Origin of the sequence: Pseudomonas sp. B21-054 (assembly GCF_026016345.1) — a bacterium.
In the GTDB taxonomy this organism is placed as follows: domain Bacteria; phylum Pseudomonadota; class Gammaproteobacteria; order Pseudomonadales; family Pseudomonadaceae; genus Aquipseudomonas.
In genome coordinates this window covers 3,797,654-3,821,106 of record NZ_CP087204.1, presented here as the reverse complement: position 1 = coordinate 3,821,106, position 23,453 = coordinate 3,797,654, and the positions used below count along the sequence as shown (strand labels likewise).

Here is a 23,453-nt window from a genome sequence, read left to right as displayed (position 1 = left end):
ACTGTTTGGTATCTAACTATACCCATTAGTATCGTTCGATACTTGTAAGTACAAATCATAGCGCTTTTACCAGGGAAATGGCTGGGAGAATTTTGATGAAAATCACTGAATACGCAGCATACGACGCACTCGGGCTCGCTGAGCTGATCGCCAGGGGCCAAGTCACTCAGGCCGAAGTCAGCACTGCGGCGCTGTCCGCCATCGAGCAGCTCAATCCTAAGATCAACGCGTTGGTCGAGGTGTGGGGCAATGAACCCCAGGCCACCAGCGGGCCGTTCAGGGGCGTTCCTTTTCTGGTGAAGGATCTGGGGCTTACGGCCAAGGGTCGCTTGAATGAGCTCGGTAGCCGCTTGGCCGCTGGGTGCGTCGCCGAGGAAGACTCCAACTTGATGATCCGCCTACGCCAGGCCGGCCTGATCACCCTCGGTAGGACCACCACACCGGAACTGGCCGCCAGCACCACCACGGAAGCCGAGTTTTCGGGGCCGACACGTAACCCCTGGGACCTGAGCCGCAGCGCCGGAGGATCAAGCGGTGGCTCGGCCGCCGCCGTAGCGGCCGGCCTGGTGCCTGCGGCCCATGCCACGGATGGCGGCGGTTCCATCCGCGTCCCTTCGGCGTCTACCGGGCTCTTCGGGCTCAAGCCCAGCCGGGGCCGGGTTTCCATGGGGCCGGCGGTGGACGAGGTATGGGCCGGGCTCGCCGTCCATGGGGTCGTCAGTCGTACGGTGCGCGACAGCGCGGCTTTACTGGATGCCATCGAGGGCCCAGCCGTCGGCGATCCCTTTGAGATCGCCAGGCCGCCACATTCCTATCTTTCGCAAACGACTTGTGAGCCCGAATCACTGCGCATCGGTCTTCTCCTGCATCCGCTCAATGGCACTCGCTGCGCCGAACCGGTCGCCAACGCCACCCGCGACGTCGCCGTGCAACTCCAGGACATGGGGCATCGCGTGGAAGAGATCAGCCTGGACATGGGACTGAGCTGGGAAGGTTTCGTGGAGATGAATGGCCGCTTCTGGTCAGCCAATACCGCCGCCTGGATCAACGCCCTCGCGGCAGGCACCGGCCGTCCCATCGATGCCAGCACGCTTGAACCGGCCACGCTGGCGTTGCATGAGTGGGGCCGCCAACTGACCGCCATCGACCTGCTCGAGGCCATGCACCTGAGAAACCTGGTGACCCGCAACTTGGGGCGCTTCTTCAGCCAGTACGACATCTTGTTGAGCCCGACACTGCCGGCGCTGCCCCCGGTGATAGGCGGCTATAACGTAGGTCAGGCGCTTCTGGATGGCAGGGGCTGGATAGAGCGGGTCTTTGCTCATTCACCGTTTACGGCATTGGCGAATGTGACCGGCTCTCCGTCGATGTCCGTGCCTCTGGCTGTTGATCCATTAACGGGGCTGCCCATTGGTCTGCAGTTCTCGGCGGGGTTCGCTCGGGAGGACCGGCTGTTTCGCCTGGCCGGCCAGCTGGAACGGGCTTTACCGTGGGCGACACTCAAGCCTGGGATCTGGGCTGGAAACCTCTAGGGGCCCAGCTGTGGACATGGAGTGCGGAGTCGCCGCAAATCCCCTGTGCGAGCTTGCTCGTGAATACCGTGGTTCAGCCCGAGCCAATCAATTACCAGGACTGGATTTGAAAACCCCACTCAGGACAAAGGCATAACGCTCCGGCCGAATAAAAAACGTCGTGCGGTCGCAACAGCGGCCGTCGGCGAAATAGGAGGTGCGTTCCATGACCAGCAGCGCGGCGCCGCGTTTGACGTGCAGTGCGCTGGCCAGGCTCTTGTCGGCTTCCTGCGCACGGATGGCCAGGTCGGCGCGGGTGACCGCCAGGCCGGTGATCGACTCGAGAATGGAGTAGATCGGTTGATGTTCGACGTCAGCCCAGGCCACGCTGGCCAACGCCGCGGGTAAGTGGCTGCGGCCCAGCGCGATGGGTTCGTCATCGACGAAGTGCAGCCGCTCCAGCAGCAGGCAGTCGTCTGCGCCTTCGAACAGCCCACTCAATGCCTCTGGAACCGGCTGCAAGGTATGGTGGATCACCTGCATGCTCGGCTTGAGTCCTTGCAGCAACAACGCTTCATGAAAACTGCGCAGCGCATCCAGGCCGTGCCGCACCTGTTTGGCCGCGACAAAGGTGCCTTTGCCTTGCTTGCGCTCCACCACGCCGTCGTCGCTGAGCTTGCCCACCGCCAGGCGAACCGTGACGCGGCTCACTCCAAACCGTTGGCCCAACTCGGCCTCGGAGGGCAGCTTGCCGCTGGGCTCGTAGTCGCCGCGTTGAATTTCTTCCAGTAGCCGATGGGCGATCTGTTCGTAGAGCGAGGTGGTGCTGTCGCGAAGAATGGACGTGGACACTGTCAGTTTCCATGGCCTTGAGTGGGGGCAGGGGGCCTTCACTTCTAAGGTTATAAAAATAGGTTATTGGGACAACTTGTATTAATACGTATTATGTCGGGCAATCCCATTGTAAACGACCTGACGACACTTGCCATGCTCAAAACCCTCCCTTGCCAGCAGCCGCAAGCCGACGCCCTGACGGTCGATGACATCAGCTTCAGCTACCCCAACGGGCATCGCGTATTTTCCTCTTTCAGCCTGAACGCCAAACCCGGCGAGTTCGTCGCGATCCTCGGGCCATCCGGCTGTGGGAAAACCACCTTGCTGAACTTGTTGTCAGGGTTTGTGCAACCGCAAAGCGGCCAGATCACCATCAACCAGACCGCGGTACGGCCGGAGCGCTCGGAGCTGGGTTATGTGTTCCAGGCGCCGCAATTGTTCCCCTGGTTGAGTGCCCTGGAAAACGTTCGTTTCGGGCTGCGGATGAGCGCCCAGACCGACGAGGCGCAGCAGCGCGCACAGGCGTTGCAGTACCTGCGGCTAGTCGGTCTGGAGAATGCCGCGCAGCGGTTGCCGCACCAGCTTTCCGGCGGCATGCAGCAGCGTGTCTCCCTGGCGAGAACCCTGGCACTGGAACCCAGCGTGTTGTTGATGGACGAGCCGTTCGCCGCGCTCGATGCCATCAGCCGCAACAGCATGAATGAAGAGACATTGCGTATCTGGGCCGAGCTGGGCCAGACGGTGCTGTTCATCACCCACGACATCGACGAAGCGGTGTTCCTGGCCGACCGGGTCATTGTGCTCAACATCGCCCCTGGCGGTATTCACAGCGAAGTGCAGATCCACTTGCCGCGCCCTCGCTCGAACCTGAAAACCCGCCGCCTGCCGGCCTTTCTCGATTACCGCAATGAGCTGATGGAGCGTATCGCCCAAGTAATGGACGCGTCCCAAGCCACCGCTTACCCCACCCCTCGACTTGAGCTGACCGCATGATCAAACGTTCGCTGCTTGCCCTTTCATTGTCTGTCGCCGCGTTGGCAGGCAGCGCATTCGCCATGGCCGGCGAGGAGAAGCCCCTGCGTGTGGGCTATGTCTTCGCCATGGCCAACGCCCCGGCATTGATCGCCGACAAACAGGGTTACTACCGCGAGGAAGGCTTGAATGTCGATCTCAAAGCGTTGGGCGATGGTCCGGTGATCCAGCAGGCCCTGGCCGCCGGTGAACTGGATGTGGCCTATGTCGGGACGCCGCCGGTGTACCAATGGTTTTCCCGGGGCTTGCAAAGCCGGATCCTGGCGAAGGTCAATTACGGCCAGGCCGCCGTGATTGTCGACGCCAAGAGCCCGATCACCGCACTGGAAGGCCTCAAGGGGAAAAAGCTCGCCGGGGTGAAGAAGGGCAGTGGCATGGATGTGTTGCTGCGCGGGTATGTCCTGAAGGAAAAGGCCGGGCTCGATCCCGACAAGGACCTGGACATCATCGACATGCCGCCCGGCAATATGAACGCTGCCCTGGAGCGCGGCATCGTCGATGCGGCGTTTTCCTGGGAGCCCTTCGTCAGCCAGTCAGTGTTGCGCGGTTCGAGCCGGATCCTGCTGGACGTCAACCAGGCGCTGCCCCAATACCCATGGTACGTGGTGATCGCCTTGCCGAAAACCTTGCAGGAGCGCCCGGATGACGTGGTGAAACTGCTACGCGCCCATCGCAGGGCCATCGCTTTCCTCAACGAACATCCTGCCGAGTCGAACCGGCTCATCGCCGAGGCGTTCAAGCTGGAAGCGGTGCAAGGCGCGGACGGCAAGACCATCGCGCCCGAAGCCATCGTCGCCCAGGCACGGACCCGGTTGGGTTGGTCGGCGGACTTGCAGGCGGCGGATATCCAGTTCATCCAGCGCCTGATGAATTACTCCCACGACCTGGGCTTTATCGAGACCACGCTCAAGACCGAACAGATCGTGGACACCTCCTACCTGGAAAAAGCCGCGCACTGAGTCCGCCATGTCCTTGCCGAAACCGAATTGGGGATGGGCGTCGCTGCCGTTCCTGCTGTTGATCTGGGTGGCCCTGGCCAGCCGCTTTCCCACGTACATCCTGCCGCAGCCTTGGGACGTTGCCCGCGAGGCGCTGCGTTGGCTGGGCGACAGTTCGCTGTGGCAACACCTGCGCGCCAGCGTCCTGGAGGAGTTGGGCGGCTTCTGCGCCGCCGTGATCGTTGCGCTCCTGCTGGGCACGGCCGGTGGTTTGTCCTCGCGCTTTCGCGATTTCATCTCGCCGCTCAACAGCCTGTTCATGGCCATTCCGCCAATCGCCTGGGCGCCGCTGATCATGATCATTTTCGGCCTGGGCTATGTCTCCATCGTGCTGGTGATTTTCATTGCCGCGATGTTCCCCATGGCGGTGACCATTCAGGAGGGCGTGCAGAGCATTCGCGGTGGTGAGGTCCGCGCGGCACGCACCTTGGGCGCCAATGCCTGGCAGCTGCTGGCCCACGTTTACCTGCCGGCCTCATTGCCTTTCGTGACCGCTGCCTTGCGCATCGGTTTCAGCCAGGGCTGGCGGGCATTGGTCGCGGCGGAAATGATCGGTGCTTCCCAGGGCATCGGCTGGATGGTGTCCACGGGCGGGCAGATCGGCAACAGCAGCCAGGTGTTGCTGGGCATTGTCGTGATCGGCCTGATTGCCTGGCTGATGGAGAGTTTTGTGTTCCGGCGCATCGAGCGTCACTACCAGAAGTGGCGCGTGCAATAGGCGCCGTCATTTGTCTTCGACCCTTTCAACCCTTCAGTGGACCACTGCACGAGGTGTCACGTGAGTAATGTTTTCGATCCCCGCGAAGCCGGGCATTACATCGCCCCCCAAGGCCTGTACGAACGCAACAAGAAACGCCCGTTCCTGGGCAGCATCCGCTGCGACCGTGACACGCTGGTCGCCGGTCAATGGGATGAAATCACTCTGGTCTACGAGGTCGGTGGCAGTGGCCTGGCGGACGGCGCCTGGCTCAAACTGGCCTTCAAATTCTACTCCGACTGGGCCTTGTTCCAGACCTCGAACCCGGCCGGCCCCAACTATGTCAGCGCGGAATATCAGGCCGGTGAGTTGGTTCCCGGCCAGAGCCAGGCCACGGTGCAGCACTTGAAAGTGCGCTTCGACCAGAAGGGCCATGAGCGGCCGTTCCAGAAAGCGATCATCATCGACATCATCGACGGTTACCTGAATCCGGGCGACAAAATCACCCTCCGCTTGGGTGATCGGCGCCAGGGTGGGGCGGGGACGCGGGTGCAGAGTTTTGTCGAGAAAGACTTCCGCTTCCGTCTGTTCATCGATCCGTTGGGCAGCTCGAAATTCGCTGAGGTGCCGGGTGACCCATTGTTGAACATCGTCCCGGGACCGGCGCACAGCGTGCAGTTGATCGCGCCGCGACTGGTCAGCGCCGGCGAGCCTTTCGACATTCTGCTCAGGGTGGACGATGCCTGGGGCAATACCTGTCGCAACCTGCCGCTCGACGGTGTCCTGACCTTCGTCGACCCTGAAGGTGGCGAGAGACAGCAGCCGTTTACATTGGCGACTGAAGGCTGGGCGACGGCCCGGATTGAGGCCGGTGATCTTGGTGCGTTGGGCGAGTGGCGTTTGTCAGCCGAGGTGCAGGCGCCTGCCGTGCGTGGCGCCCAAGCATTTGTCACCGTCGATCCGGCTGGCACAGCCTTGCGCCCGCTCTACGCCGACCTGCACGTGCATTCCGATGACACGGTGGGCACCAATGACACCTTGTACAACCTCAGCTACGGTCGCGATGTCGCCGGGCTCGATGTCCTTGGCTACACCGCCAACGACTTCAACATCACCGAGCAACGCTGGGACCAGGCGGTCAAGCTGATCCACGAACTCAACGAACCGGGACGCTTCGTGTGCTACCCCGGAACCGAGTGGTGCGGTAACTCTTGCGCGGGCGGCGACCGCAACGTCGTATTCCTGCATGACCGAAAACCCGAGTTCCCCTTCGACAATCAAGGGCGGCTGGTGCGTTCCTTCGAATGGAACGAGTTCACCGCCGGCACCATCAAGCCGGGCGCCTGGCCGGTGGACGAGTTGTACGCCGCCTACGCCAAGGATCCCGAAGGCCATCTGATGATGCCCCATGTCGGCGGGCGCCGTTGCAACCTCGACTGGCATCATCCGGAACTTGAGCGCCTGATCGAAGTGGGATCGGCCTGGGGGCAGTTTCATTGGGTCTACGCTGAAGCGCTGCAGCGTGGCTATCGGGTCGGTGCTGCCGCGAACAGTGACGAACACCAGGGCCGGTGCGGCGGTGGCGTGCCGGCTACGGCGGTGTTCGGCTCGCGTGGCGGGTTGACCGGCGTCGTTGCCGAGGCCTTCGACCGGGCCAGTGTCGGTAAGGCACTGCGCGCTCGCCGTACCTTTGCTACGACCGGTGAACGTTCGTTCGCCAGCCTGCGCCAGGGCCAGCATTTCATGGGTGAAGTCTTCACCGCCGATGCGAATGCCGTGCTGGATTATCGGCTGCTGGGCGAGGCCGGTTGGGAGCAGGTCGATCTGTTCGATGGCGACAAGCTGATCTGGTCGCGCAACCTGCACCAGGAGCTGGGTTTTTCCACCCAACGTATTCGCCTGCGCCTGGGCGGCGCGCGGATCAAGGACCGCTATCGCGGCGCCTACTGGAGCGGCGAGATCCGCATCACAGGAGCGGTCATCAACGGCTTTCGCGCCTTGGGGCTCGACCATCCCGAGCAAACTGTCTGGCGCAAGGACGCAACGGTCCTGGCGTTTCGCACGGACACTAACGGCGATACCGATAGCATCGAAATCGACCTGTCGCAACTGGCCGGCGCCACGTTGCAGATTCGCAGCCGTATTGACAACTACGTCAAGGTGGGCGACCCGTCTGAACCGCAACCCTACGTGCATGCGCCCACTGTGTTGATCGAAGTATCCGGCGAACAGTTGCTGGCGCAATCGCAAGTGGTTGAAGAACTGCCGGGTGCGGAGTTGAAAGTCTCCCTGGAAAGGACTACCGCCGCACCGCTGCCTCGTGAGTTGCAAGGGAAAATCGAACTGGCCCGGTTGAACCTGGAGCGGGGTCGTGAACATCCTTTGTTCATCTGCGCCCGCCAGCGGGATCAATCCCGGGTCTGGACGTCGGCGCTGTTCCTTACGTTGTAAATTATTCAATGCCAGGGTGGCGGCTGCTCGATGAGGCTTGAGCGGTCGCTCCCTTCAGCCTTGCCCAACGTTGGGTTTGACGCCACGCAGGATAGTTGGCATATTTTGCTCGTTTGTGATCATTTATGCTCGTTCATGCAGGTTGTTAATCCCATGACTTCACCTAACGAAGCGTTTCCCAGCGAACGCCAGCAATTGATCCGCCAACGGCTTGCTCAGTATGGCCGGGTGATCTCCGCTGATCTGGCCAGCGAACTCAATGTCTCCGAGCACTCGATCCGACGCGACCTGGGCGCCTTGGCCGCGGCGGGTTTGTGCAAGCGCGTCTACGGCGGCGCCATCCTGTTGCCCGGCGTCGGGGGGACATTGGACGTTCGAGTACGGCAGGATCCCGCGCGCAAGCACTGCCTTGGACAAGCGGCAGCCTCATTGCTCAGGGCAGGCCAGCACGTCTTCATTGATGTCGGGTCGACCAACCTGGCTATCGCCTGCGCCATTGACCCGCAGTTGCAGTTGACCCTCACGACGAACTCGCCGTTGATTGCGGTGCAACTGATGAAGCTGCCTCGCGCCGAGGTCATCCTGTTGGGTGGTCGTGTGAATCCGGTCGCCGGAGGCGCGACCGGGTTGACGGCGGTACAGCAATTGCGTCAGTTCAATTTTGACGTGTGCTTTCTCGGCGCCTGCGCCCTTGACCCGGACAACGGTGTCACGGCGTTCGGCCTCGAGGATGCTGAATTCAAGCGTGCGGTGGTCACCGCGAGCGGTCAGGTGGTGGTGGCCGTGACCAATGAAAAACTGTCCAGCGTGGCTCACTATCAAGTGGCGTCATGTGAAGAGGTTGCCGCGCTGGTCGTGGAGCACAATGCCCCGCTTGAACGCCTGGAGCCTTTTTTCGGCCGGATTTCGAATGTCGTGACGGCTGCCCGCGAACAACGGCGCGAACAAGAGCAGGCTTGAAATACTTGCGAAGGCTCGACGACCCATTGTCTGCCACGCGATTTACGTCTAGTTTGCTGCCCCATCATAAGTACAAAAACTGGAGTCATCGATGCAACCGATTCGTCTCGGCCTGGTGGGCTACGGCAAGATTGCCCAGGATCAACACCATCCCGCTATCCTCGCCAATCCCGCGTTCCAGCTGGTGTCTGTCGCCACGCAGGGGCAACCGTGCCCGGGAGTGGAGAACTTTCGGTCTTTGGGCGAGCTGTTGGAGAATGGTCCGCAGGTCGACGCCATCGCGTTTTGCACGCCACCGCAAGGCCGATTCGCGTTGGTGCAGCAAGCGCTGGCCGCTGGCAAACACGTGCTGGTCGAAAAACCGCCGTGTGCCACGTTGGGTGAGGCGATGGTGTTGGTGGATCAGATCCACGCGCAAGGCGTCAGCGGCCTGTTCGCCTGGCATTCGCGTTACGCGCCCGGCATCGAAGCTGCCCGTGACTGGCTGGCCACCCGGACGCTGGAAAGCGTAAAGATCGACTGGAAGGAAGACGTGCGCAAATGGCACCCCGGTCAGGCATGGATCTGGCAACCCGGCGGCCTGGGCGTCTTCGATCCCGGCATCAACGCCTTGTCGATTGCGACCCATCTGCTGGCGCTGCCGTTGTTCGTCGAGTCTGCAGAACTGCGCGTCCCGAGCAACTGCCAGTCGCCTATCGCCGCCAGCATCAAGATGTCCGACGCGCGCCACCTCGATGTCCGCGCGGAGTTTGATTTCGACCACGGCCATGATGAGCTCTGGAGCATCGAGATTCGCTGTCGCGAAGGCCTCTTGCGCCTGGACAACGGCGGTGCACTGTTGAGTATTGACGGTGTGCGCCAGGCCGTTTCGCACGAGGGTGAGTACGCGGCGGTGTATCGCCATTTCCAGCAACTGATCACTGACAAAGCCAGCGACGTGGACCTGCAGCCGCTACGACTGGTCGCGGACAGCTTTTTTGTCGGCAGTCGCGCGGCGGTTGAACCGTTCTACGATTAGTCGCCATCCAGGCAAGGGAACCTGGGCCATTGCGCCTTCGAGACTGGAGACTCTCGGGCGCAATCGGCCAAGTCGGTTTCTAGGCTGCTGGTCGCGACAAGGCAGGTTCAGCCCAGATCTTCAGCCTGATGCCGCTCCGGCACTTGGCTCGCCTCATCACCCCACGTCCGATTGACTCGTTGCCCACGGATGACCGCAGGCCGCTGGGCGATTTCTTCCGCCCAGCGCTGCACGTGGGCGTATTCGTGTGCAGACAGAAACTCGGCGGCTGAATAGACGTTGTTGCGCACCAGTTGGCCATACCAGGGCCAGACCGCGATGTCGGCAATGGTGTAGTGGTTGCCGGCCAGGTACTGGCTTTCGCCCAGGCGCCGATCCAGGACATCCAGCTGACGCTTGGCTTCCATGGTGAAGCGGTTGATGGGGTACTCAAGCTTTTCCGGCGCATAGGCGTAGAAATGCCCGAAGCCGCCACCCAGGTAGGGCGCCGCACCCATCTGCCAGAACAGCCAGTTCAGGGTTTCGGTGCGACCGGCCGGATCTGCGGGCAAGAAGGCGCCGAATTTTTCCGCCAGGTAAAGCAGGATCGAGCCGGACTCGAAGACCCGGATGGGTGGCTCCACGCTGCGATCCTGCAGAGCCGGGATTTTTGAGTTGGGATTGATCTCGACAAAACCGCTGGAAAACTGGTCGCCCTCGTTAATGCTAATCAGCCAGGCGTCGTACTCCGCGCCGGCATGCCCAAGGGCCAGCAGCTCCTCCAGCAGGATGGTCACCTTCACGCCATTGGGCGTGGCCAGCGAATAGAGCTGCAACGGATGTTTGCCGATCGGCAGTGTCTTTTCGTGGGTCGGCCCGGCAACCGGGCGGTTGATGCTGGCGAAATGTCCGCCGGACGGGGCCTCATTTTTCCAGACCCTGGGTGGAACATAGGGCGTTTTACTCACGAGAGGTACCTCATTGTTTACTGGCGGTGATCCAGTCGACGCGGGAGTGGGCAGGCGCCTGAAGGCGTGGTACGCGGCGCAACAGAGAGGCCCAGGGCCTGGCCTTCGACTGGAAACAGAGAAACTATCATAGGCTGCGCTGCGCGTGGTGGTCTCGCCAGTCCAGAGGTGCAGCCGGGCTAGGCAACCGATTGATCGGCGAGGGCGGCGGTGATTTCGTTGACCGTGCTGCGAGCCGTGCGTGTGACGCCGATCAATGTGGCGGAAGCCGAACCTGTCCACTCGCCATAGCCGACCAGCCATAGCCGGGGTTCTAGCGTCGAGCGGGTGCCTTGGACCTCGACACGGCCTTCGGTGTTGATCACTCCCAGGGTATCCAGATGCTGCAGGGCGGGCCTGAAACCGGTGCACCAGATCACCACATCCACCGCGGACTCGGAACCATCGGCCCAGATCACGCCGTTTCGCGTGAAACGCTCGAAAGGCCGCACAGATTCGAGAGCGTTGCGCGCCCGCGCCTCGACCACGGGCGGGACCATGACGATGTCACCCAACCCACCCACGGGCTGCTCGATGATGCGTCCCTCCAGTTGGGCTTTCCAGCGCTCGGTGGCGCGCTCGAACAACACGCGTCCATCCACGTCGTCGGGCAAGAACAAGGGGTCGACGGGCGTCACCCATGTGGTCTGGGCGACGTTGGAAACTTCAGCCAGAATCTGCGCCCCGGAATTGCCACCTCCCACCACCAACACGCGCTTGCCCGCAAACGGCTGCGCCTGGACGTAGTTGGCCGAGTGCAATTGTTGCCCGGCGAACAGTTCGGCATCCGGGTAGGGCGGGATGTAGGGGTTGCTCCAAGTGCCGGTGGCGCTGACCACTGCCTTGGCATCCCAATGCCGGTCATCAGAGCATACCCGTAGCCCCGTCTGCGTACGCTCCACGCGAGTGACCCGCACGGGGCGCTCCACCGGAAATCGATAGCGCTGTTCGTACTGTTGAAGGTAGTCGATGACATGGTTGCGCGATGGATAGCCCTCTTGCGTAGGCGGCATCATCCAGCCAGGAATCGAACTCCAGGTGGCCGGAGAAAACAGGCGCAACGAGTTCCAGCCGTGTCGCCAGGCGCCCCCGGGCGCTTGCTCGGCGTCGAGGATGACAAACGATAATGGGGTGCGACGCAGGAAGTAGGCGACCGCCAAGGCGGATTGCCCCCCTCCGACAATGACGACGTCTACTTGGCTGGCGCTCGAATGAGTCATGACGGTGGGCCTTGAGTGGTGCCTGCAAAGAGTGTGTTGCCCCGACGACGGCAGGGGCTCAATGAGGGCGCCGGGTCTCCAGCGCCGTGAACAACAACATGCCAGCCAGCATGGCCAGCATGAACACAAGGATTTGCCAGTGTCCGGTCAGCAGGATTGCCACGGCGGGGCCGGGACAGATACCCGCTACTCCCCAGCCGATGCCGAACACCAGGCTACCGCCGATCAGGCGCGGCTCCAGTTCGCGCTTGACCGGTAACTGCATAGGGCTTCCCAGCAGTGAACGGGACTGCTGGCGTGCCCAAGTCAGTGGGCCGATGGCAACGCCGATCGCCCCGATCATCACCAGGGCCAGGGAAGGGTCCCAGGCGCCAGTCAGGTCCAGGAAGGCCAGTACTTTTGTCGGGTTGGCCATGCCCGCCAGGAGCAAGCCCAAACCGAACAACAGGCCGGCTATGAATGCGGTCAGTTTGAGCATGTTCAAGTCCCCATCACATGACGCAGGACAAATACCGTCGCGAAACCACTGAACATGAAGCATGCCGTGGCGATCATCGAACGCGGTGAAAGGCGCGATAGGCCGCACACACCATGCCCACTCGTGCAGCCCGAACCGTAGCGGGTGCCGATACCCACCAACAGACCGGCGACGAGAAGGCCGAGCCAGCCATTCTGAAACTCGATCCGCGGCAAGGTGGCAAACACCCCCCATAGAAGCGGTGCGATCAGTAGGCCGAGGAGAAACAAGGCCTTCTCGCTGACGCCCTCGCTCCCACGCTGCAGGAGACTGCCGATCAGCCCACTGATGCCGGCGATGCGCCCATTGGCAACGACGAACAGGCTGGCAGCCAGGCCAATCAGCATGCCGCCGGCGAGGGATGACCAAGGTGTGAAGTTGAGCCAGTCAACATTCATGGGTGTACTCCGGTACACAATCGTTGATATTCAACCTGCTTGTCCAAGCCGGCAACGATCATGCGATCAACCGATCAACCGATCAACCGATCAACCGATCAACCGACCTGCTGCGGCGCAATCACCCACAAGCTGCACGGCATCTTGTACAGCAGCCCCTCCACGGTACTGCCGATCAGTTTGTCCAGGGTGCCGTAGCGTACTCGACCCATGACGATCACATCGATGTCATGGGCCGCGGCGTAGCTGGCCAGGACCTTGGCCGGGTCGCCCATGATCATGCGCCGCTGTTCCGGGGCGATGCCGTTGCGTTCGGCCAGTGCATCGAAGGCGTCGCCTTGGGATTCATAGAGTTGTTGGGCCAGGGTCGAGGAAAAAAACATCGAGCCGTTACCGAAGCCATATTCAGAAGCGGTGATGGCCGAAAGATCATAGGCGTAGACGACCTCCAGCGTTGCATCGCAGCTGAGCGCCAGTTTGTTGGCTTCGCTCAGGATCCGGTCGTTGAGGCCTTCGTAGCGTCCGTCCTGATGGAAGGGGTCGATGGCGGCGAGGATTTTCCGTGGCCGCGCATGGGCGACCTTGTTGACGAAGTGCAACGGCACTTCGCATTCGCGCAGAAGATGCACGTCCAGAGGGGTGAACATCAGGCGCGAGAACCAGGATTCAGGGTCCACCGCCTTGATCAGTGCAGCCATTGGCTGTTCCTTGAGGTGGATGAGGATCTCCTGCAGCGGCCGCTCGACCCAGGTCACTTCGGTGGTGACTTCGATGCCGAGCTTGCGCAGCGGCCTGGCCTGTTCCTCCAGCCAGTGCCGATGGCGTTCAATGTAGCCCAGGCGCATCTCTTCCAGCGCCTGCTCGTTGACCAGGCCGGCCGTGGCCAAGCCTTCGAGGTAGTCGAACGCGACGATATGCAGTGCGGCGCCTTCAGCCTTGGCCAAGGCGGCTGCCCGATCGAAGGCTGGACTGTGTTCCGTTAGCGGCGAAACGACCAACATCAAGCGTGATTGGGTAGACATGACAAACCTCCCGGGCAAGGACCTGTTAGCACCGGGCGACCGTTCGCTCGGCGTGGTGTCTGGGTTTGATCATGTCCTCTGCCCGCAGCGATCACTTGATCTGTATCAAACTCAGCCGAAAGCGCTGTAAACGACATTTGCGACGTCGGACAAGGCGCCTCGTTGATCATGATCAATCTTTCCAGAACGAGCGTGGAGCAGGCTCGGGTTTTACGCCAGATTCAGGTACAACTGGTTCCACCGTCCTAGAGCTGCCGTCATGACCGAAACCCTGGGCTTTGCCAATGCTGCCGCTGCGCTGGGAATCGGTTTGCTGGTGGGGCTCGAACGTGAGCGGCGCAAGGGCGAGCACGACCGGCGTGACTTCGCCGGCCTGCGGACCTTTGCCATCACCTCGTTGCTGGGGTATGTCACGGTTCAAGCCGGCGGGCCGTTATTGCTCGGGTTCGTCGCGCTTGCGCTGGGCGCGCTGGTCACCACGGCGTATTGGCGAAATCTTGAGAATGACCCCGGCATCACCAGCGAAGTGGCGTTGTTCGCCGTATTGGTATTGGGTGCGCTCTGCGTGAGTGCCCCAGCCCTGGCAATCGCCATTGGCGTGGTCATGGTCGGGCTGCTCGCCAGCCGCCAGCCGTTGCACCACTTCGCTCGCAGCCAGTTGACCGAGGCCGAACTGCGTGATGGCCTGGTGTTGTTGATCGCTGCGCTGGTCGTGCTACCGCTGGCGCCGGATCGTTTCCTCGGGCCTTACCACGCGATCAACCTGCGCACCATTTGCACCCTGACCGTCATGCTGATGGCGGTGGGGGCGCTGGGACACATCGCGGTTCGCACCCTGGGCAGCCGCTACGGTTACGCCCTGAGCGCGATTGCCTCGGGGTTCGCCTCCGCCACGGTGACCATCGCCGCCATGGGCGACATCGCCGCCAAACAACCAGCCGATCTCAAGGTGCTGAGCGCCGCCGCCGTGTTATCCAACCTGGCGACCCTGATACAGATGGCACTGATCCTCGGTACCGTGGAACCGGCCTTGTTGCGTTGGATGTGGGGCCCCTTGTTGTGCGGCCTTTTGATGACATTGGTTTATGCCAGCGTGCTGATGTTCTCCGTTCCACGGGGGCAGGCCGATGCGCCGATCAAGGTGGGCGGTGCGTTCAGCCTCAAACTGGCGTTGATGGTGACGCTGATGATGACCGGGATTACCGTGTTGTCATCGGCCATGCTCGACGGATTCGGACAGGCGGGGGTGATCGTGACCGCGATTTTCAGCGGGCTCGCCGATGCCCACGCGTCGACAGCCTCCATCGCTTCCCTGGCAAAGGCCGGGTTGTTGCCCTTCAACGCCATCGCCGTGCCGGTCTTGATGGCGCTGAGTGCCAATTCCCTGAGCAAATGCGTGGTGGCCTGGCTCAGTGGCGGGCGAGGTTTTGCCGGGTATGTCATTCCCGGACAGGTGCTGGTGACGCTGGCGTGGTGGGCCGGGCTTCTGCTCCCAAGTCTGTGAAACTGAGTGATGGCAGTTTGATGAAGATCAAGTCCTGCGTTGGGCAGGCGTTCATTCTGGAAGCCTCAATCCCTTAGGTGGCTGCCGCCACGTGCCGAGGTGTTCCATGTCCCAGACTCAACGATTGTTGTTATTGGCCCCTGACGCCATGATTCGTACGCCAGCGTTCGACCGCGCCACCGAACTGGCCCTGGCCATGGATTTGCCTCTGCACATCGTCGCGATCGACTATCTGGATCTGCTCTCGGTGGCCGGTCTCTTCGCGCCAGAGCAGGTCAAGAGGGCGCGTGAAGGCTACCTGGAGACGCACCGGCACTGGCTGTGGCAACAAGCTGAGTTGGCCCGCCGGCACGGGGTCGAGGTGACGTGCGAAGTGGTGTGGGGCAAGGATCCTTACCAAGCCTTGCAGCAATACGTCAAAGAGATGCCATTGACCCTGATCATCAAGGACGCGCAGCCGGAACCGGCGATGAAGCGGATCTTTTTCACACCGCTGGACTGGCGTTTGCTGCGTGACTGTCCGGTACCGGTGCATCTGGTCACGGACTCACGCCACCCCCGGCCTCGGCGGATCCTGGCGATTGTCGATGTGCTGCGCAGCGAGGATCAGGACCTGGTGTTCAACGACCGGATCGTCGATGCCGCCGTGAAGCTGGCCGAGCAATGCAACGCTCAGGTTGAGTTGCTGCACGCCTTTGACTGGACGGCGGTCTACGCCTCGGACATGGGCATGGGCGCGCTTCCCCTGGCCACAGGGCTCTATGAAGCATTGGGCGAGGCGCAGCACGAGGTGTTCGAGTCCCTGGCCGAGCGGCATGGGGTCGCGCCGCTGCAGCGCCATTTCATTGAAGGCTCACCACTGAACAGCATCTGCACGTTCGCGGCTGATGATCAGATTGACGTGATCGTCATGGGCACTACTGGGCATCGCGGCCTGGACAGACGTTTGGGCACCACCGCCGAGCTCATTTTGCAACGGGCTCCTTGCAGTGTGTTGGCAATCAAGCCGCAGGAATGATGAGGGCAACGCTGAGCGAGGCCGGATCAAGGCCTCGCGCCAGCTTCCAGGGCTATAGATAGATCCGGTGAATGACTTGTCGGGTGTCGTCGGGGTCGCTGTGGGTTTCGAATCCCAGGCTATGGGCCAGCTCCCGCATCGGGGCGTTGCTGGCAGCGTCGACGGAGTACATCTGGCGATAGCCATTCTTGCGCGCGGTGTCGATCAGATGTTCCATCAACAACGTCCCCAAGCCCAGGTGCTGCCACGGATCGGCGACGGTCACGGCGCACTCGCATTCGTGTTCGCTGGTGGCGCAATAGCGGCTGACACCGATCTCGATCAATTGGCCGTTGTCGTGGACCAGGGCAATGTAGGCCATGCGCGTCTTGCAATCGACATCCATCAACTGATCGAGCAGCGCCGTGCCGGGTTCATTGATTTGCCCCAGGAAACGCATGTGCCGCGACTCGGGTGACAGACGCTTGATGAAGTCATATTCGCGCTGGCGATCTTCATCCCTTAGCGGTCTGATCAACACGTGGCGGCCGTCCTTGAGTGCCTGGATCCAGTGTTTACCGCTGATGCTGGCGTACAGGGCAGCGGCGCGTTCGTTGTGGTCTTTGACAGTGAGCATGATGCGATCCTCCATCGGATGGGCGCGTGCGGTTCGGCAAAAGCTACGCATTCGATACTGTTCTACGCTCGCGGTGGCGATCGGTTCTGATCTGGATCAGTGCTCATGTATTCCTTCATCGATTGTCCGCAGCTTGATTCAGATCAAACCGTTCGGGGCCTTGATGGGTGCACGCTGCAGATCGCGCCGCAACGCGCGGGTGCGAGAGCTCGACTCTGAGGTGAACAACCCAATGGAGGTGTGCGATGGGGCAATACCAGCGTCTGTTGTTGATCGTCGAACCCGATCTGCATCCTTCCGCCGCCATGCGTCGGGCCTGTGCCCTGGCCAGGGCCAGCGGCGCCGAGTTGCATTTGTGTGCCTTTGTGCAACCGCCGGCGCGCACCCACCTATGGGGTGAAAAAATCGACGAAGCCACCGTGCAGCGCTATATGCACCGTTACCGCCGCTGGATGGTGGAGGAGGCGGCGCTGCTCAAGGAAGAAGGGCTGGAGGTGAGCACGCACGTGGTGTGGACCACTCATCCATTGTTGGACATCCTTCGCTACGTCGAACAGTTCCAGCCTGACGTGTTGATCAAGGACGTCACCCTCGAACCCTTGCTCAAGCGTGTTTTTGCAACGCCTCTGGATTGTCATTTGCTGCGCGACTGCCCGGTACCGGTGCATTTGGTCAACCGGGCGGTGCATGGCTTGCCGCGTCGAGTGGTGGCTGCGGTGGACCCCTCGGACCCCGAGGCCAATGCCTTGAACGAGCGCATCGTCCTGACCGCCGGGGCATTGGCCCTGCAATGCGATGCGCCGCTGCATTTGCTGTATGCCTGTGATCTGTCGCCAGCCTTCAATGGGGAAGCTTCGTTGCTGGCCGGGGCCTGGGACGACGATTTTGCCGATGCACTGCGAGAAACCCTGCACGTGGCGTTCGTCCACTTTGCCGAGCGTTGCGCTGTACCGGCCGAGCGTCGGCACTTCGTCGTCGGCTTGCCCGTGCCGGTGATCCATGAGTTCATCGAGGAGTTCCAGGCTGACGTGGTGGTGATGGGCACCGCACAACGCGCCGGCTTTGAACGCTTGATCGGCAGCACGACGGAGCGGGCCCTGTATTCGGTGCAGGGCAGTCTGTTGGCGGTCAGGGGATGAGCACGATGGCGCCGTTGATCGCTCCATTACCAGGGCCTGGTTGGTTTGCTCCAAGGGATAGCAAGTCACTTTGTGCTGTTGACCCGAGTCAACGGCCGATTTGTGTCGCAGAAGATAAGCCGGTCAGGTAGCGCTACAGAAACGTCGGTCCGTGCCGATTCAGGTGCTGTTGGCTACAGTTCCTTGTAACTGCAGGGATGTATCACTACCGCCACGGACTCTTGATCATGACGAAACGCCCTCCGTTCCAATCGCTCGGCTGCGCCGAATGCCGCAACCACGAGGCGTTGGGGTTCGATTTCACCATGGCTTTCCAGCCAATCTTCAATGTCCGAACACGCGCTGCGTTTGCTTATGAGGCTCTGGTCAGGGGCGTCAATGGCGAGTCGGCGGGCTACATCCTGGGGCTGGTGAACGACAGCAACCGCTACCGATTCGACCAGGCGTGCCGGGTGAAGGCCATCGAAGAAGCCGCGAGGCTGGGCATTCTGGATATTCCCGATTGCTTGCTGAGCATTAATTTCCTGCCCAACGCCGTATACCGGCCAGAGACCTGTATCCGGGCCACCCTGGAAGTGGCGCGGCTGACGAATTTCCCCCTGGAAAGGCTCATGTTCGAAGTGACCGAGGGCGAGAAGGTGGTAGACCCTGACCACCTCAAGTCTATTTTCGTGGAGTACGAGCGCCAGGGTTTCATCACCGCCATCGACGATTTTGGCGCTGGCTATTCGGGCCTCAACCTGCTGGCCATGTTCCAGCCACAGGTTCTGAAGATTGATATGGCACTGACCCGAGGCATTGATCAGGACTCGGTCAAGCAAGCGATTGTCGAAGGCATCATCCTGGTCGCCAAGCGCTTGGAGATCCTGGTCATCGCCGAAGGTGTCGAGACTCCGGAAGAGAGCTCGATGCTTTTAGGCATGGGGATCGAGCTGATGCAGGGGTATTTGTACGCAAGGCCCGCGGTCGGTCATCTTCCGGCTGGAGGCTTTGACTTCAGTTGATGTGTCCAAGCCCTTCAATCCTTTTCCCTGGCGGGTGGACTGATCAGGTTGGACGCCCCCAGTAAATAAAATACGCCCCCTGAAACAATGAAGAGCGCGAGCATATAGAAAATGCAGTGGGGCGCCTGTGTCGCCAACACCAGTCCACAAAGAACCGGCCCGGAGGCGGCACCCAGGTTGCTCAGGTTCTGCGTTCCGTAGTACACGCCCCGCAAGTGATTGGGCGCGATGTTGTCGATGAACATGTATTCCGCCGGGAATACGATAATCTCACCGACAGTGAAAACGGCCATGGACATCACCCAGAACAACACCGTGTCGGACAGGGCGAAACCTGCCAGTCCCAAGAGGAACATGCTCAAGCCCGCGACCAGCCACAGATTCAGGTGCTGGCGGGAAATCCTTCTACCCACAGCGTATTGCAGGCTGATCACCATCAGCGCGTTGGTCGTCACAATGGCGCTGATGATCGAGTAGGTGGCCTCTGGCGTGGTGGTCACCACCAGGTATTGCGAGAGATAGGCCGTGAACTGGCCGAAGACCACGGCACTGAGTAACCCGCCAAGGGTAAAGCACACGAGCCGGTAGTCCTGGAGCAGCAGCTTTCCTATCGTCAGAAAGGGTACCGGCGCTTGGCTCGTGTCGATGGCAGCCATGTGCCGGTCGCCCCACACGAAGTGGATGAAAAAATACCCGGCGCCCAGCCCGGCGGACAGGAGAAACGGCAAGCTGATGTCCAGCGTGGCCACGCCCGCGCCGAGAAATGGCCCAACGGCGTAGCCGATGTTGGTCAGTGTGTATTTGATCGAGAACACTTCGCTGCGGGCATCGACGGCAAGCAAACTGCCAAACGCTGCCTTGATCGCTATGTCGATGACCGCATAAGCCAGATTGATCAGGACCAGGCACAGGTAGAACAGCCAGAGATCGCGGGCCAGGAACGTCCCGAGAAATCCCGCGGCGAACACACCGCTGAGCCACAAAATGAGTCGGTAGCTGGGGATCCTGTCCACCAGGAAGCCGCCATAGAGGCTCAACAACGACCCGATGATCAGGGTGCTACCAATCACCAGGCCGATGTCGGCAACGCTGAGTCCAAAGCTGTTCGACAGATAAATCACCAGATAGGGCAGCGTGATCGCGCGGGCCAGCGTCAGTATCAGCGATGCAGAAAGCAGCAGATTGACGGTCGTGGGGTAGTTTTTAAGGGTGGCGAGCATCCATGCCTCATCATTCAATCGGGTCATTTGTAGGGCGTTGCCAGCGTCGTAGTGCGCAAGTGCCAAGCTTACTGAGGAACCTGATTCTGATTTATGATGATTTTTCCCAACTTTCTTGAACTGAATTCATGAATACAGGATGTCTATGTTTTCTTCTGAACGGCTGAAAGGCATCGACGTATTTGTCTGCGTCGCGGAGGCCGGAAGCTTCAAGGCCGCCGCTGAGCGAATGAGCCTCACTGGCTCTGCAATCAGCAAGAGCGTTGCGCGCCTGGAAACTCGACTCGGGGTTCGACTGTTCGAGCGTACGACCCGACGTGTCGCCCTGACGGATGCGGGGCGCGCGTTCTATCGCACCTGTACCGGTGTGCTTGCAGACCTCGAAGAGGCCGAGCTATCCCTGCAAGCCACGAACCTGGAGCCACATGGCAGGGTTCGAATTGATCTGCCAGGCGCCTTCGGCCGTTCGCAAGTGCTTGCGATCATCTTGCAGTGCACCCGGGAGCACCCCCTGCTGGTGCCACACATCTCGTTTTCCGGTCGATACACCGACCCCATGCAGGAAGGCGTGGATATCATCGTCAGTATCGGGGGCTCGCAGGTTTGGCCCGATACATGGGGGCGTCGCCACCTGGGTGATGAATGGCATGTCTTCTGCGCCTCACCGGCTTATCTGGCCCGCCAGGGGACGCCCTTGACCGAGGGCGATCTTGAGCATCACCAGTGTCTTGCATACGGCTGGCTGGATGGAAAGGTCAGCCCCTGGAATTTTGCGGGGCGCTCTGCGGGCGAAACCCTCAGCAAACCGGTTTCGCCAACGTTCGTCCTGGGCGATGGTGAAGGCCTGGTTGCGGCGGCAATGGCCGGGTTCGGCATCGCGCAGTTACCCACCTGGTTGATCCAGCGGCAGCTGGAGGAGGGCACACTGGTTGAAGTCCTTGCGCATTTGGCCACCGATGGCATGGCGATCAATCTCCTCTGGCAGAAAAGCCGCGAGAAACTTCCCAAGGTCGAGGTCTTGTTGGAGATGATCACGGCCCATCTGATTCAGAAAGTGGGACGACAAGCCCGATCAGGATGAGGCCCGTGCCGAGGTGTTTCGTCCGGGGGCATGGGGCGTCAGGATGATACGAACCGCCATGATGACCCCCACCAATACGCCAGCCAGCCCCGACGCTTCCAACGGTGTTGGCAGGCGGTGATGAAACAGCAGGCCCAGTAGCGTGGCGAAGAGTGATTCCAGGGCTATCAGTATGGCTATTAGATCGGTGAAGTGGCCGCTTCCGCAGCGATGGCGGCCCGAACACTGGGACGTGCCTCGATCCGAGCCATGTACGCCGCCAGCACCGGCCAGTTTTCGATTTGGATATCGAAGAACGGCAACCATGACACGCCGAGCATCAACGAAGTGCTAGGTTGATTCGGGGGAGCCTGCCTCTCGCCGCTGAGCCTGCCGGGCTTCCGTGCGTACGACGATCCAGATTCCGACGCCGGACACCGCCATGCCCGCCGCCATTTGCCAGGACAGCGGTTCGTTGAACATGGCCCACGCCCAGAGCATCGTAATGGGCGGGCTGAGGTACAAGACGCTGGCGACTCGGGTGGCTGTCGTGCGACGCAGGCACAGCCAATAGAGTCCATACCCGCCCATCGTGGACAATCCCGCCGTCCACAAGACGCTCAATACAAAACCGCTGCTGGGTATTGGCGCCAGGCTGCCCTGGCTCCCCTCGACCAGGGCGAACGCGAAGCCCGACACACAACATTGCAGCCACAGGTTGGGCAGCAGGCCCAGCGATTGCGAAGGGGGCAGGTACTTCTGCCACAGTGTCGCGACGGCGAGGGAAAGCATGCCCAGCAGCGGCAGGCCATAGGCCCACCAAGGGGCATCGCCCCACGCCAACGCGCCCTGGGTCACCAGTACGACGCCGAGCAGGCCGATGACCAAGCCTGCCCAGACCTGCCAGGCCAGTCGCTGTCGCAGGACGCCGGCGGCCAACAGCGCCAGGCCCAGCGGCAGCAGGTCAGCGAAAAGCGCGGCCAGGCCTGCCGGTACTCCCAGGGCGATGCCTTGGGTGATGCCAGCCAGATAACCTGCCATGGCCAGGAGGCCGATGCCGGCGTTTTTCAGCAGCACTGCAAATGACGTGCGCCACAGTTGCCTGGCAACGAAGGGATACAGGACCAGCGTGACCACGACACAGCGCCAGAACACCACCAGCAACGCCGGTGCGTAGTCGAGGGAGAACCGCGCGCCGATGAACCCGGAACTCCAGGTCAACAGCAATGCCGCTTCAAGCAAGGGCAGCGCAACGATCTGGCGCCAGTTGGGGCGGGAGAGGGAAGGACAGGAAATCGATTTGGTCGGATTCATGGCCCCAGACTACGAAAGCCGCCTAATCTAATAAATCAAAATAGCTTGCATCAGTCATTCACGAAGATTGAATCATGACGGCCATCCTCGATATCGATCTGATCCGTACGTTTCACGCCGTGGCGCGAATCGGCAAATTCAGTGCGGCGGCAGAACAACTGCACAAAAGCCCGGCGGCGGTGAGCGTGCACATACAGCGGCTGGAAGCGGTCGCCGGGGGCCGTTTGCTCAATCGGGATAATCAGTCGGTTTCCCTGACCGCCCTCGGCAAGCGCTTGCTCGTGTCGACGACGGAGCTGCTCAGCACCCATGATCGGGTGCTGGCCGATCTGCACGGAACCCGTCTGGCGGGACGCATCACCTTGGGGGTGCCGGATGAATATGCCGAGCATGTCATCCGCGACATCCTCCCGACCTTCGCGGACGCGTGGCCAAACGTGGTGCTGGAGCTCAAGACCGCGCCAAGCTATGCGCTACGTGAGCTGGTCCGGCGCGGCAAACTCCAGGCGGCGGTCATTACCCAGCCAAAGGGGGCGTCGGATGTAGCCGCTCAAGTGCTGGTTTCCACCTGGCCCGTCTGGGTGGGGCCGATCAACGCAGCGCTGGCCTCGGCGGATCCACTGCCACTGGCTGTACATGCGGCGCAGTGTCCTTATCGACAAGCCATGATTCAGGCCCTCAGGCTAAGCGGCCGCAGGACACGCGTCGTCCTGGAAAGCCCCTCCAACCAGGCGGTCAAGGCTTGCGTGGAGGCCGGTTTGGCCATCAGCCTGATAGACCGCGCCCGGGTGACGGATAACATGCAAATCCTCGAAGACCTGCCTTTCATCCCGGAGCATGAGGTTGTGTTCATGCGCTCCCAGGCGTCACACGCTGATGAAACGGTGGACCTGCTTTCCCATGTCCTGCAGCGGTATTTTCGGTTGTAGGGACG

Annotated in this window: 22 protein-coding genes and 1 pseudogene; 13 read left to right on the top strand and 10 right to left on the bottom strand. The window is 61.3% G+C overall.

What is annotated here, in order from left to right; all coding sequences use genetic code 11:
* The first annotated feature begins 95 nt into the window (after positions 1–95).
* Complete coding sequence (locus tag LOY70_RS16630) at positions 96–1,532, top strand: amidase (protein WP_265028503.1); 1,437 nt, start codon at positions 96–98, stop codon at positions 1,530–1,532.
* Between the two features lie 87 nt (positions 1,533–1,619).
* Here the strand turns inward: LOY70_RS16630 and LOY70_RS16625 are convergent, their stop codons facing one another.
* Positions 1,620–2,363 (bottom strand): GntR family transcriptional regulator, encoded by a 744-nt coding sequence (locus LOY70_RS16625; protein ID WP_265028502.1) that lies wholly within the window; start codon positions 2,361–2,363, stop codon positions 1,620–1,622.
* A 135-nt stretch (positions 2,364–2,498) separates the two neighbouring features.
* On the opposite strand from LOY70_RS16625, the gene LOY70_RS16620 reads away from it, so the two are divergent.
* From LOY70_RS16620 to LOY70_RS16595, 6 genes are all read left to right on the top strand, one after another.
* Positions 2,499–3,338: an ABC transporter ATP-binding protein gene (locus LOY70_RS16620; protein WP_265028501.1), complete on the top strand. Its 840-nt coding sequence runs from the start codon at positions 2,499–2,501 to the stop codon at positions 3,336–3,338.
* The gene (locus tag LOY70_RS16615; protein WP_265028500.1) at positions 3,335–4,336 is read left to right on the top strand and encodes an ABC transporter substrate-binding protein; all 1,002 of its coding nucleotides are present in this window, start codon (positions 3,335–3,337) and stop codon (positions 4,334–4,336) included. The genes LOY70_RS16620 and LOY70_RS16615 overlap by 4 nt, the downstream gene beginning before the upstream one ends.
* A 7-nt stretch (positions 4,337–4,343) precedes the next feature.
* Positions 4,344–5,093, top strand: a complete 750-nt coding sequence (locus tag LOY70_RS16610; protein WP_265028499.1) for an ABC transporter permease — start codon at positions 4,344–4,346, stop codon at positions 5,091–5,093.
* Between the two features lie 60 nt (positions 5,094–5,153).
* Positions 5,154–7,523, top strand: a complete 2,370-nt coding sequence (locus tag LOY70_RS16605) for a DUF3604 domain-containing protein (RefSeq protein WP_265028498.1) — start codon at positions 5,154–5,156, stop codon at positions 7,521–7,523.
* Positions 7,524–7,676: 153 nt separating this feature from the next.
* Entirely contained in the window at positions 7,677–8,483 is an 807-nt protein-coding gene (locus LOY70_RS16600; RefSeq protein WP_265028497.1) for a DeoR/GlpR family DNA-binding transcription regulator, read from the top strand.
* Between the two features lie 91 nt (positions 8,484–8,574).
* Positions 8,575–9,501: a Gfo/Idh/MocA family protein gene (locus LOY70_RS16595; protein ID WP_265028496.1), complete on the top strand. Its 927-nt coding sequence runs from the start codon at positions 8,575–8,577 to the stop codon at positions 9,499–9,501.
* Positions 9,502–9,608: 107 nt separating this feature from the next.
* Here LOY70_RS16595 and yghU read toward each other — a convergent pair whose 3' ends face one another.
* The 5 genes from yghU to LOY70_RS16570 form a co-directional block, all read right to left on the bottom strand.
* A complete protein-coding gene (gene yghU, locus LOY70_RS16590; RefSeq protein ID WP_265028495.1) occupies positions 9,609–10,448 on the bottom strand; it encodes a glutathione-dependent disulfide-bond oxidoreductase in 840 nt (279 codons plus the stop codon).
* A gap of 179 nt (positions 10,449–10,627) precedes the next feature.
* Positions 10,628–11,707 carry an ArsO family NAD(P)H-dependent flavin-containing monooxygenase gene (locus tag LOY70_RS16585; protein ID WP_265028494.1) on the bottom strand — a complete coding sequence of 360 codons (1,080 nt, stop codon included), beginning with the start codon at positions 11,705–11,707 and terminating at the stop codon, positions 10,628–10,630.
* Between the two features lie 58 nt (positions 11,708–11,765).
* Positions 11,766–12,185 (bottom strand): DUF6691 family protein, encoded by a 420-nt coding sequence (locus LOY70_RS16580; protein ID WP_265028493.1) that lies wholly within the window; start codon positions 12,183–12,185, stop codon positions 11,766–11,768.
* Between the two features lie 2 nt (positions 12,186–12,187).
* Positions 12,188–12,622 carry a YeeE/YedE family protein gene (locus LOY70_RS16575; RefSeq protein ID WP_265028492.1) on the bottom strand — a complete coding sequence of 145 codons (435 nt, stop codon included), beginning with the start codon at positions 12,620–12,622 and terminating at the stop codon, positions 12,188–12,190.
* 98 nt (positions 12,623–12,720) lie between these two features.
* A complete protein-coding gene (locus tag LOY70_RS16570) occupies positions 12,721–13,644 on the bottom strand; it encodes a universal stress protein (protein ID WP_265028491.1) in 924 nt (307 codons plus the stop codon).
* 259 nt (positions 13,645–13,903) lie between these two features.
* Here LOY70_RS16570 and LOY70_RS16565 point away from each other — a divergent pair, with 259 nt between their 5' ends.
* Together LOY70_RS16565 and LOY70_RS16560 are read left to right on the top strand one after the other, a co-directional pair.
* Positions 13,904–15,148: an MgtC/SapB family protein gene (locus LOY70_RS16565; protein WP_265028490.1), complete on the top strand. Its 1,245-nt coding sequence runs from the start codon at positions 13,904–13,906 to the stop codon at positions 15,146–15,148.
* 106 nt (positions 15,149–15,254) lie between these two features.
* Positions 15,255–16,166: a universal stress protein gene (locus LOY70_RS16560; protein WP_265028489.1), complete on the top strand. Its 912-nt coding sequence runs from the start codon at positions 15,255–15,257 to the stop codon at positions 16,164–16,166.
* Between the two features lie 52 nt (positions 16,167–16,218).
* On the opposite strand, the gene LOY70_RS16555 is transcribed toward LOY70_RS16560, so the two are convergent.
* Positions 16,219–16,782 (bottom strand): GNAT family N-acetyltransferase, encoded by a 564-nt coding sequence (locus LOY70_RS16555; protein ID WP_265028488.1) that lies wholly within the window; start codon positions 16,780–16,782, stop codon positions 16,219–16,221.
* 245 nt (positions 16,783–17,027) lie between these two features.
* On the opposite strand from LOY70_RS16555, the gene LOY70_RS16550 reads away from it, so the two are divergent.
* Together LOY70_RS16550 and LOY70_RS16545 are read left to right on the top strand one after the other, a co-directional pair.
* Positions 17,028–17,921, top strand: coding sequence for a universal stress protein (locus tag LOY70_RS16550; RefSeq protein ID WP_265028487.1), 894 nt, complete (start codon positions 17,028–17,030; stop codon positions 17,919–17,921).
* A 227-nt stretch (positions 17,922–18,148) separates the two neighbouring features.
* On the top strand, positions 18,149–18,925 hold the full coding sequence (locus LOY70_RS16545; RefSeq protein ID WP_265038089.1) for an EAL domain-containing protein: 777 nt from the start codon (positions 18,149–18,151) through the stop codon (positions 18,923–18,925).
* Positions 18,926–18,939: 14 nt separating this feature from the next.
* On the opposite strand, the gene LOY70_RS16540 is transcribed toward LOY70_RS16545, so the two are convergent.
* A complete protein-coding gene (locus LOY70_RS16540) occupies positions 18,940–20,145 on the bottom strand; it encodes an MFS transporter (RefSeq protein ID WP_265028486.1) in 1,206 nt (401 codons plus the stop codon).
* A 145-nt stretch (positions 20,146–20,290) separates the two neighbouring features.
* Here LOY70_RS16540 and LOY70_RS16535 point away from each other — a divergent pair, with 145 nt between their 5' ends.
* Complete coding sequence (locus LOY70_RS16535; protein WP_265028485.1) at positions 20,291–21,226, top strand: LysR family transcriptional regulator; 936 nt, start codon at positions 20,291–20,293, stop codon at positions 21,224–21,226.
* On the opposite strand, the pseudogene LOY70_RS16530 reads toward LOY70_RS16535, so the two are convergent.
* Positions 21,218–21,397: pseudogene (locus tag LOY70_RS16530) on the bottom strand (EamA/RhaT family transporter); the annotation flags it as partial. The gene LOY70_RS16535 and the pseudogene LOY70_RS16530 sit on opposite strands and share 9 nt — an antisense overlap.
* A gap of 159 nt (positions 21,398–21,556) precedes the next feature.
* Positions 21,557–22,519 (bottom strand): DMT family transporter, encoded by a 963-nt coding sequence (locus LOY70_RS16520; protein WP_265028484.1) that lies wholly within the window; start codon positions 22,517–22,519, stop codon positions 21,557–21,559.
* 74 nt (positions 22,520–22,593) lie between these two features.
* Here LOY70_RS16520 and LOY70_RS16515 point away from each other — a divergent pair, with 74 nt between their 5' ends.
* On the top strand, positions 22,594–23,448 hold the full coding sequence (locus LOY70_RS16515; RefSeq protein WP_265028483.1) for a LysR family transcriptional regulator: 855 nt from the start codon (positions 22,594–22,596) through the stop codon (positions 23,446–23,448).
* Positions 23,449–23,453 lie beyond the last annotated feature (5 nt).

Coding starts and splice junctions, on each gene's coding strand:
- LOY70_RS16580 (WP_265028493.1), bottom strand. CDS start 12,185: ATGCTCAAACTGACCGCATTCATAGCCGGCCTGTTGTTCGGTTTGGGC.
- LOY70_RS16535 (WP_265028485.1), top strand. CDS start 20,291: ATGTTTTCTTCTGAACGGCTGAAAGGCATCGACGTATTTGTCTGCGTC.
- LOY70_RS16570 (WP_265028491.1), bottom strand. CDS start 13,644: ATGTCTACCCAATCACGCTTGATGTTGGTCGTTTCGCCGCTAACGGAA.
- LOY70_RS16520 (WP_265028484.1), bottom strand. CDS start 22,519: ATGAATCCGACCAAATCGATTTCCTGTCCTTCCCTCTCCCGCCCCAAC.
- LOY70_RS16565 (WP_265028490.1), top strand. CDS start 13,904: ATGACCGAAACCCTGGGCTTTGCCAATGCTGCCGCTGCGCTGGGAATC.
- LOY70_RS16550 (WP_265028487.1), top strand. CDS start 17,028: ATGGGGCAATACCAGCGTCTGTTGTTGATCGTCGAACCCGATCTGCAT.
- LOY70_RS16600 (WP_265028497.1), top strand. CDS start 7,677: ATGACTTCACCTAACGAAGCGTTTCCCAGCGAACGCCAGCAATTGATC.
- LOY70_RS16540 (WP_265028486.1), bottom strand. CDS start 20,145: ATGCTCGCCACCCTTAAAAACTACCCCACGACCGTCAATCTGCTGCTT.
- LOY70_RS16555 (WP_265028488.1), bottom strand. CDS start 16,782: ATGCTCACTGTCAAAGACCACAACGAACGCGCCGCTGCCCTGTACGCC.
- LOY70_RS16585 (WP_265028494.1), bottom strand. CDS start 11,707: ATGACTCATTCGAGCGCCAGCCAAGTAGACGTCGTCATTGTCGGAGGG.
- LOY70_RS16560 (WP_265028489.1), top strand. CDS start 15,255: ATGTCCCAGACTCAACGATTGTTGTTATTGGCCCCTGACGCCATGATT.
- LOY70_RS16595 (WP_265028496.1), top strand. CDS start 8,575: ATGCAACCGATTCGTCTCGGCCTGGTGGGCTACGGCAAGATTGCCCAG.
- LOY70_RS16515 (WP_265028483.1), top strand. CDS start 22,594: ATGACGGCCATCCTCGATATCGATCTGATCCGTACGTTTCACGCCGTG.
- LOY70_RS16630 (WP_265028503.1), top strand. CDS start 96: ATGAAAATCACTGAATACGCAGCATACGACGCACTCGGGCTCGCTGAG.
- LOY70_RS16615 (WP_265028500.1), top strand. CDS start 3,335: ATGATCAAACGTTCGCTGCTTGCCCTTTCATTGTCTGTCGCCGCGTTG.
- LOY70_RS16545 (WP_265038089.1), top strand. CDS start 18,149: ATGACGAAACGCCCTCCGTTCCAATCGCTCGGCTGCGCCGAATGCCGC.
- LOY70_RS16620 (WP_265028501.1), top strand. CDS start 2,499: ATGCTCAAAACCCTCCCTTGCCAGCAGCCGCAAGCCGACGCCCTGACG.
- LOY70_RS16575 (WP_265028492.1), bottom strand. CDS start 12,622: ATGAATGTTGACTGGCTCAACTTCACACCTTGGTCATCCCTCGCCGGC.
- LOY70_RS16610 (WP_265028499.1), top strand. CDS start 4,344: ATGTCCTTGCCGAAACCGAATTGGGGATGGGCGTCGCTGCCGTTCCTG.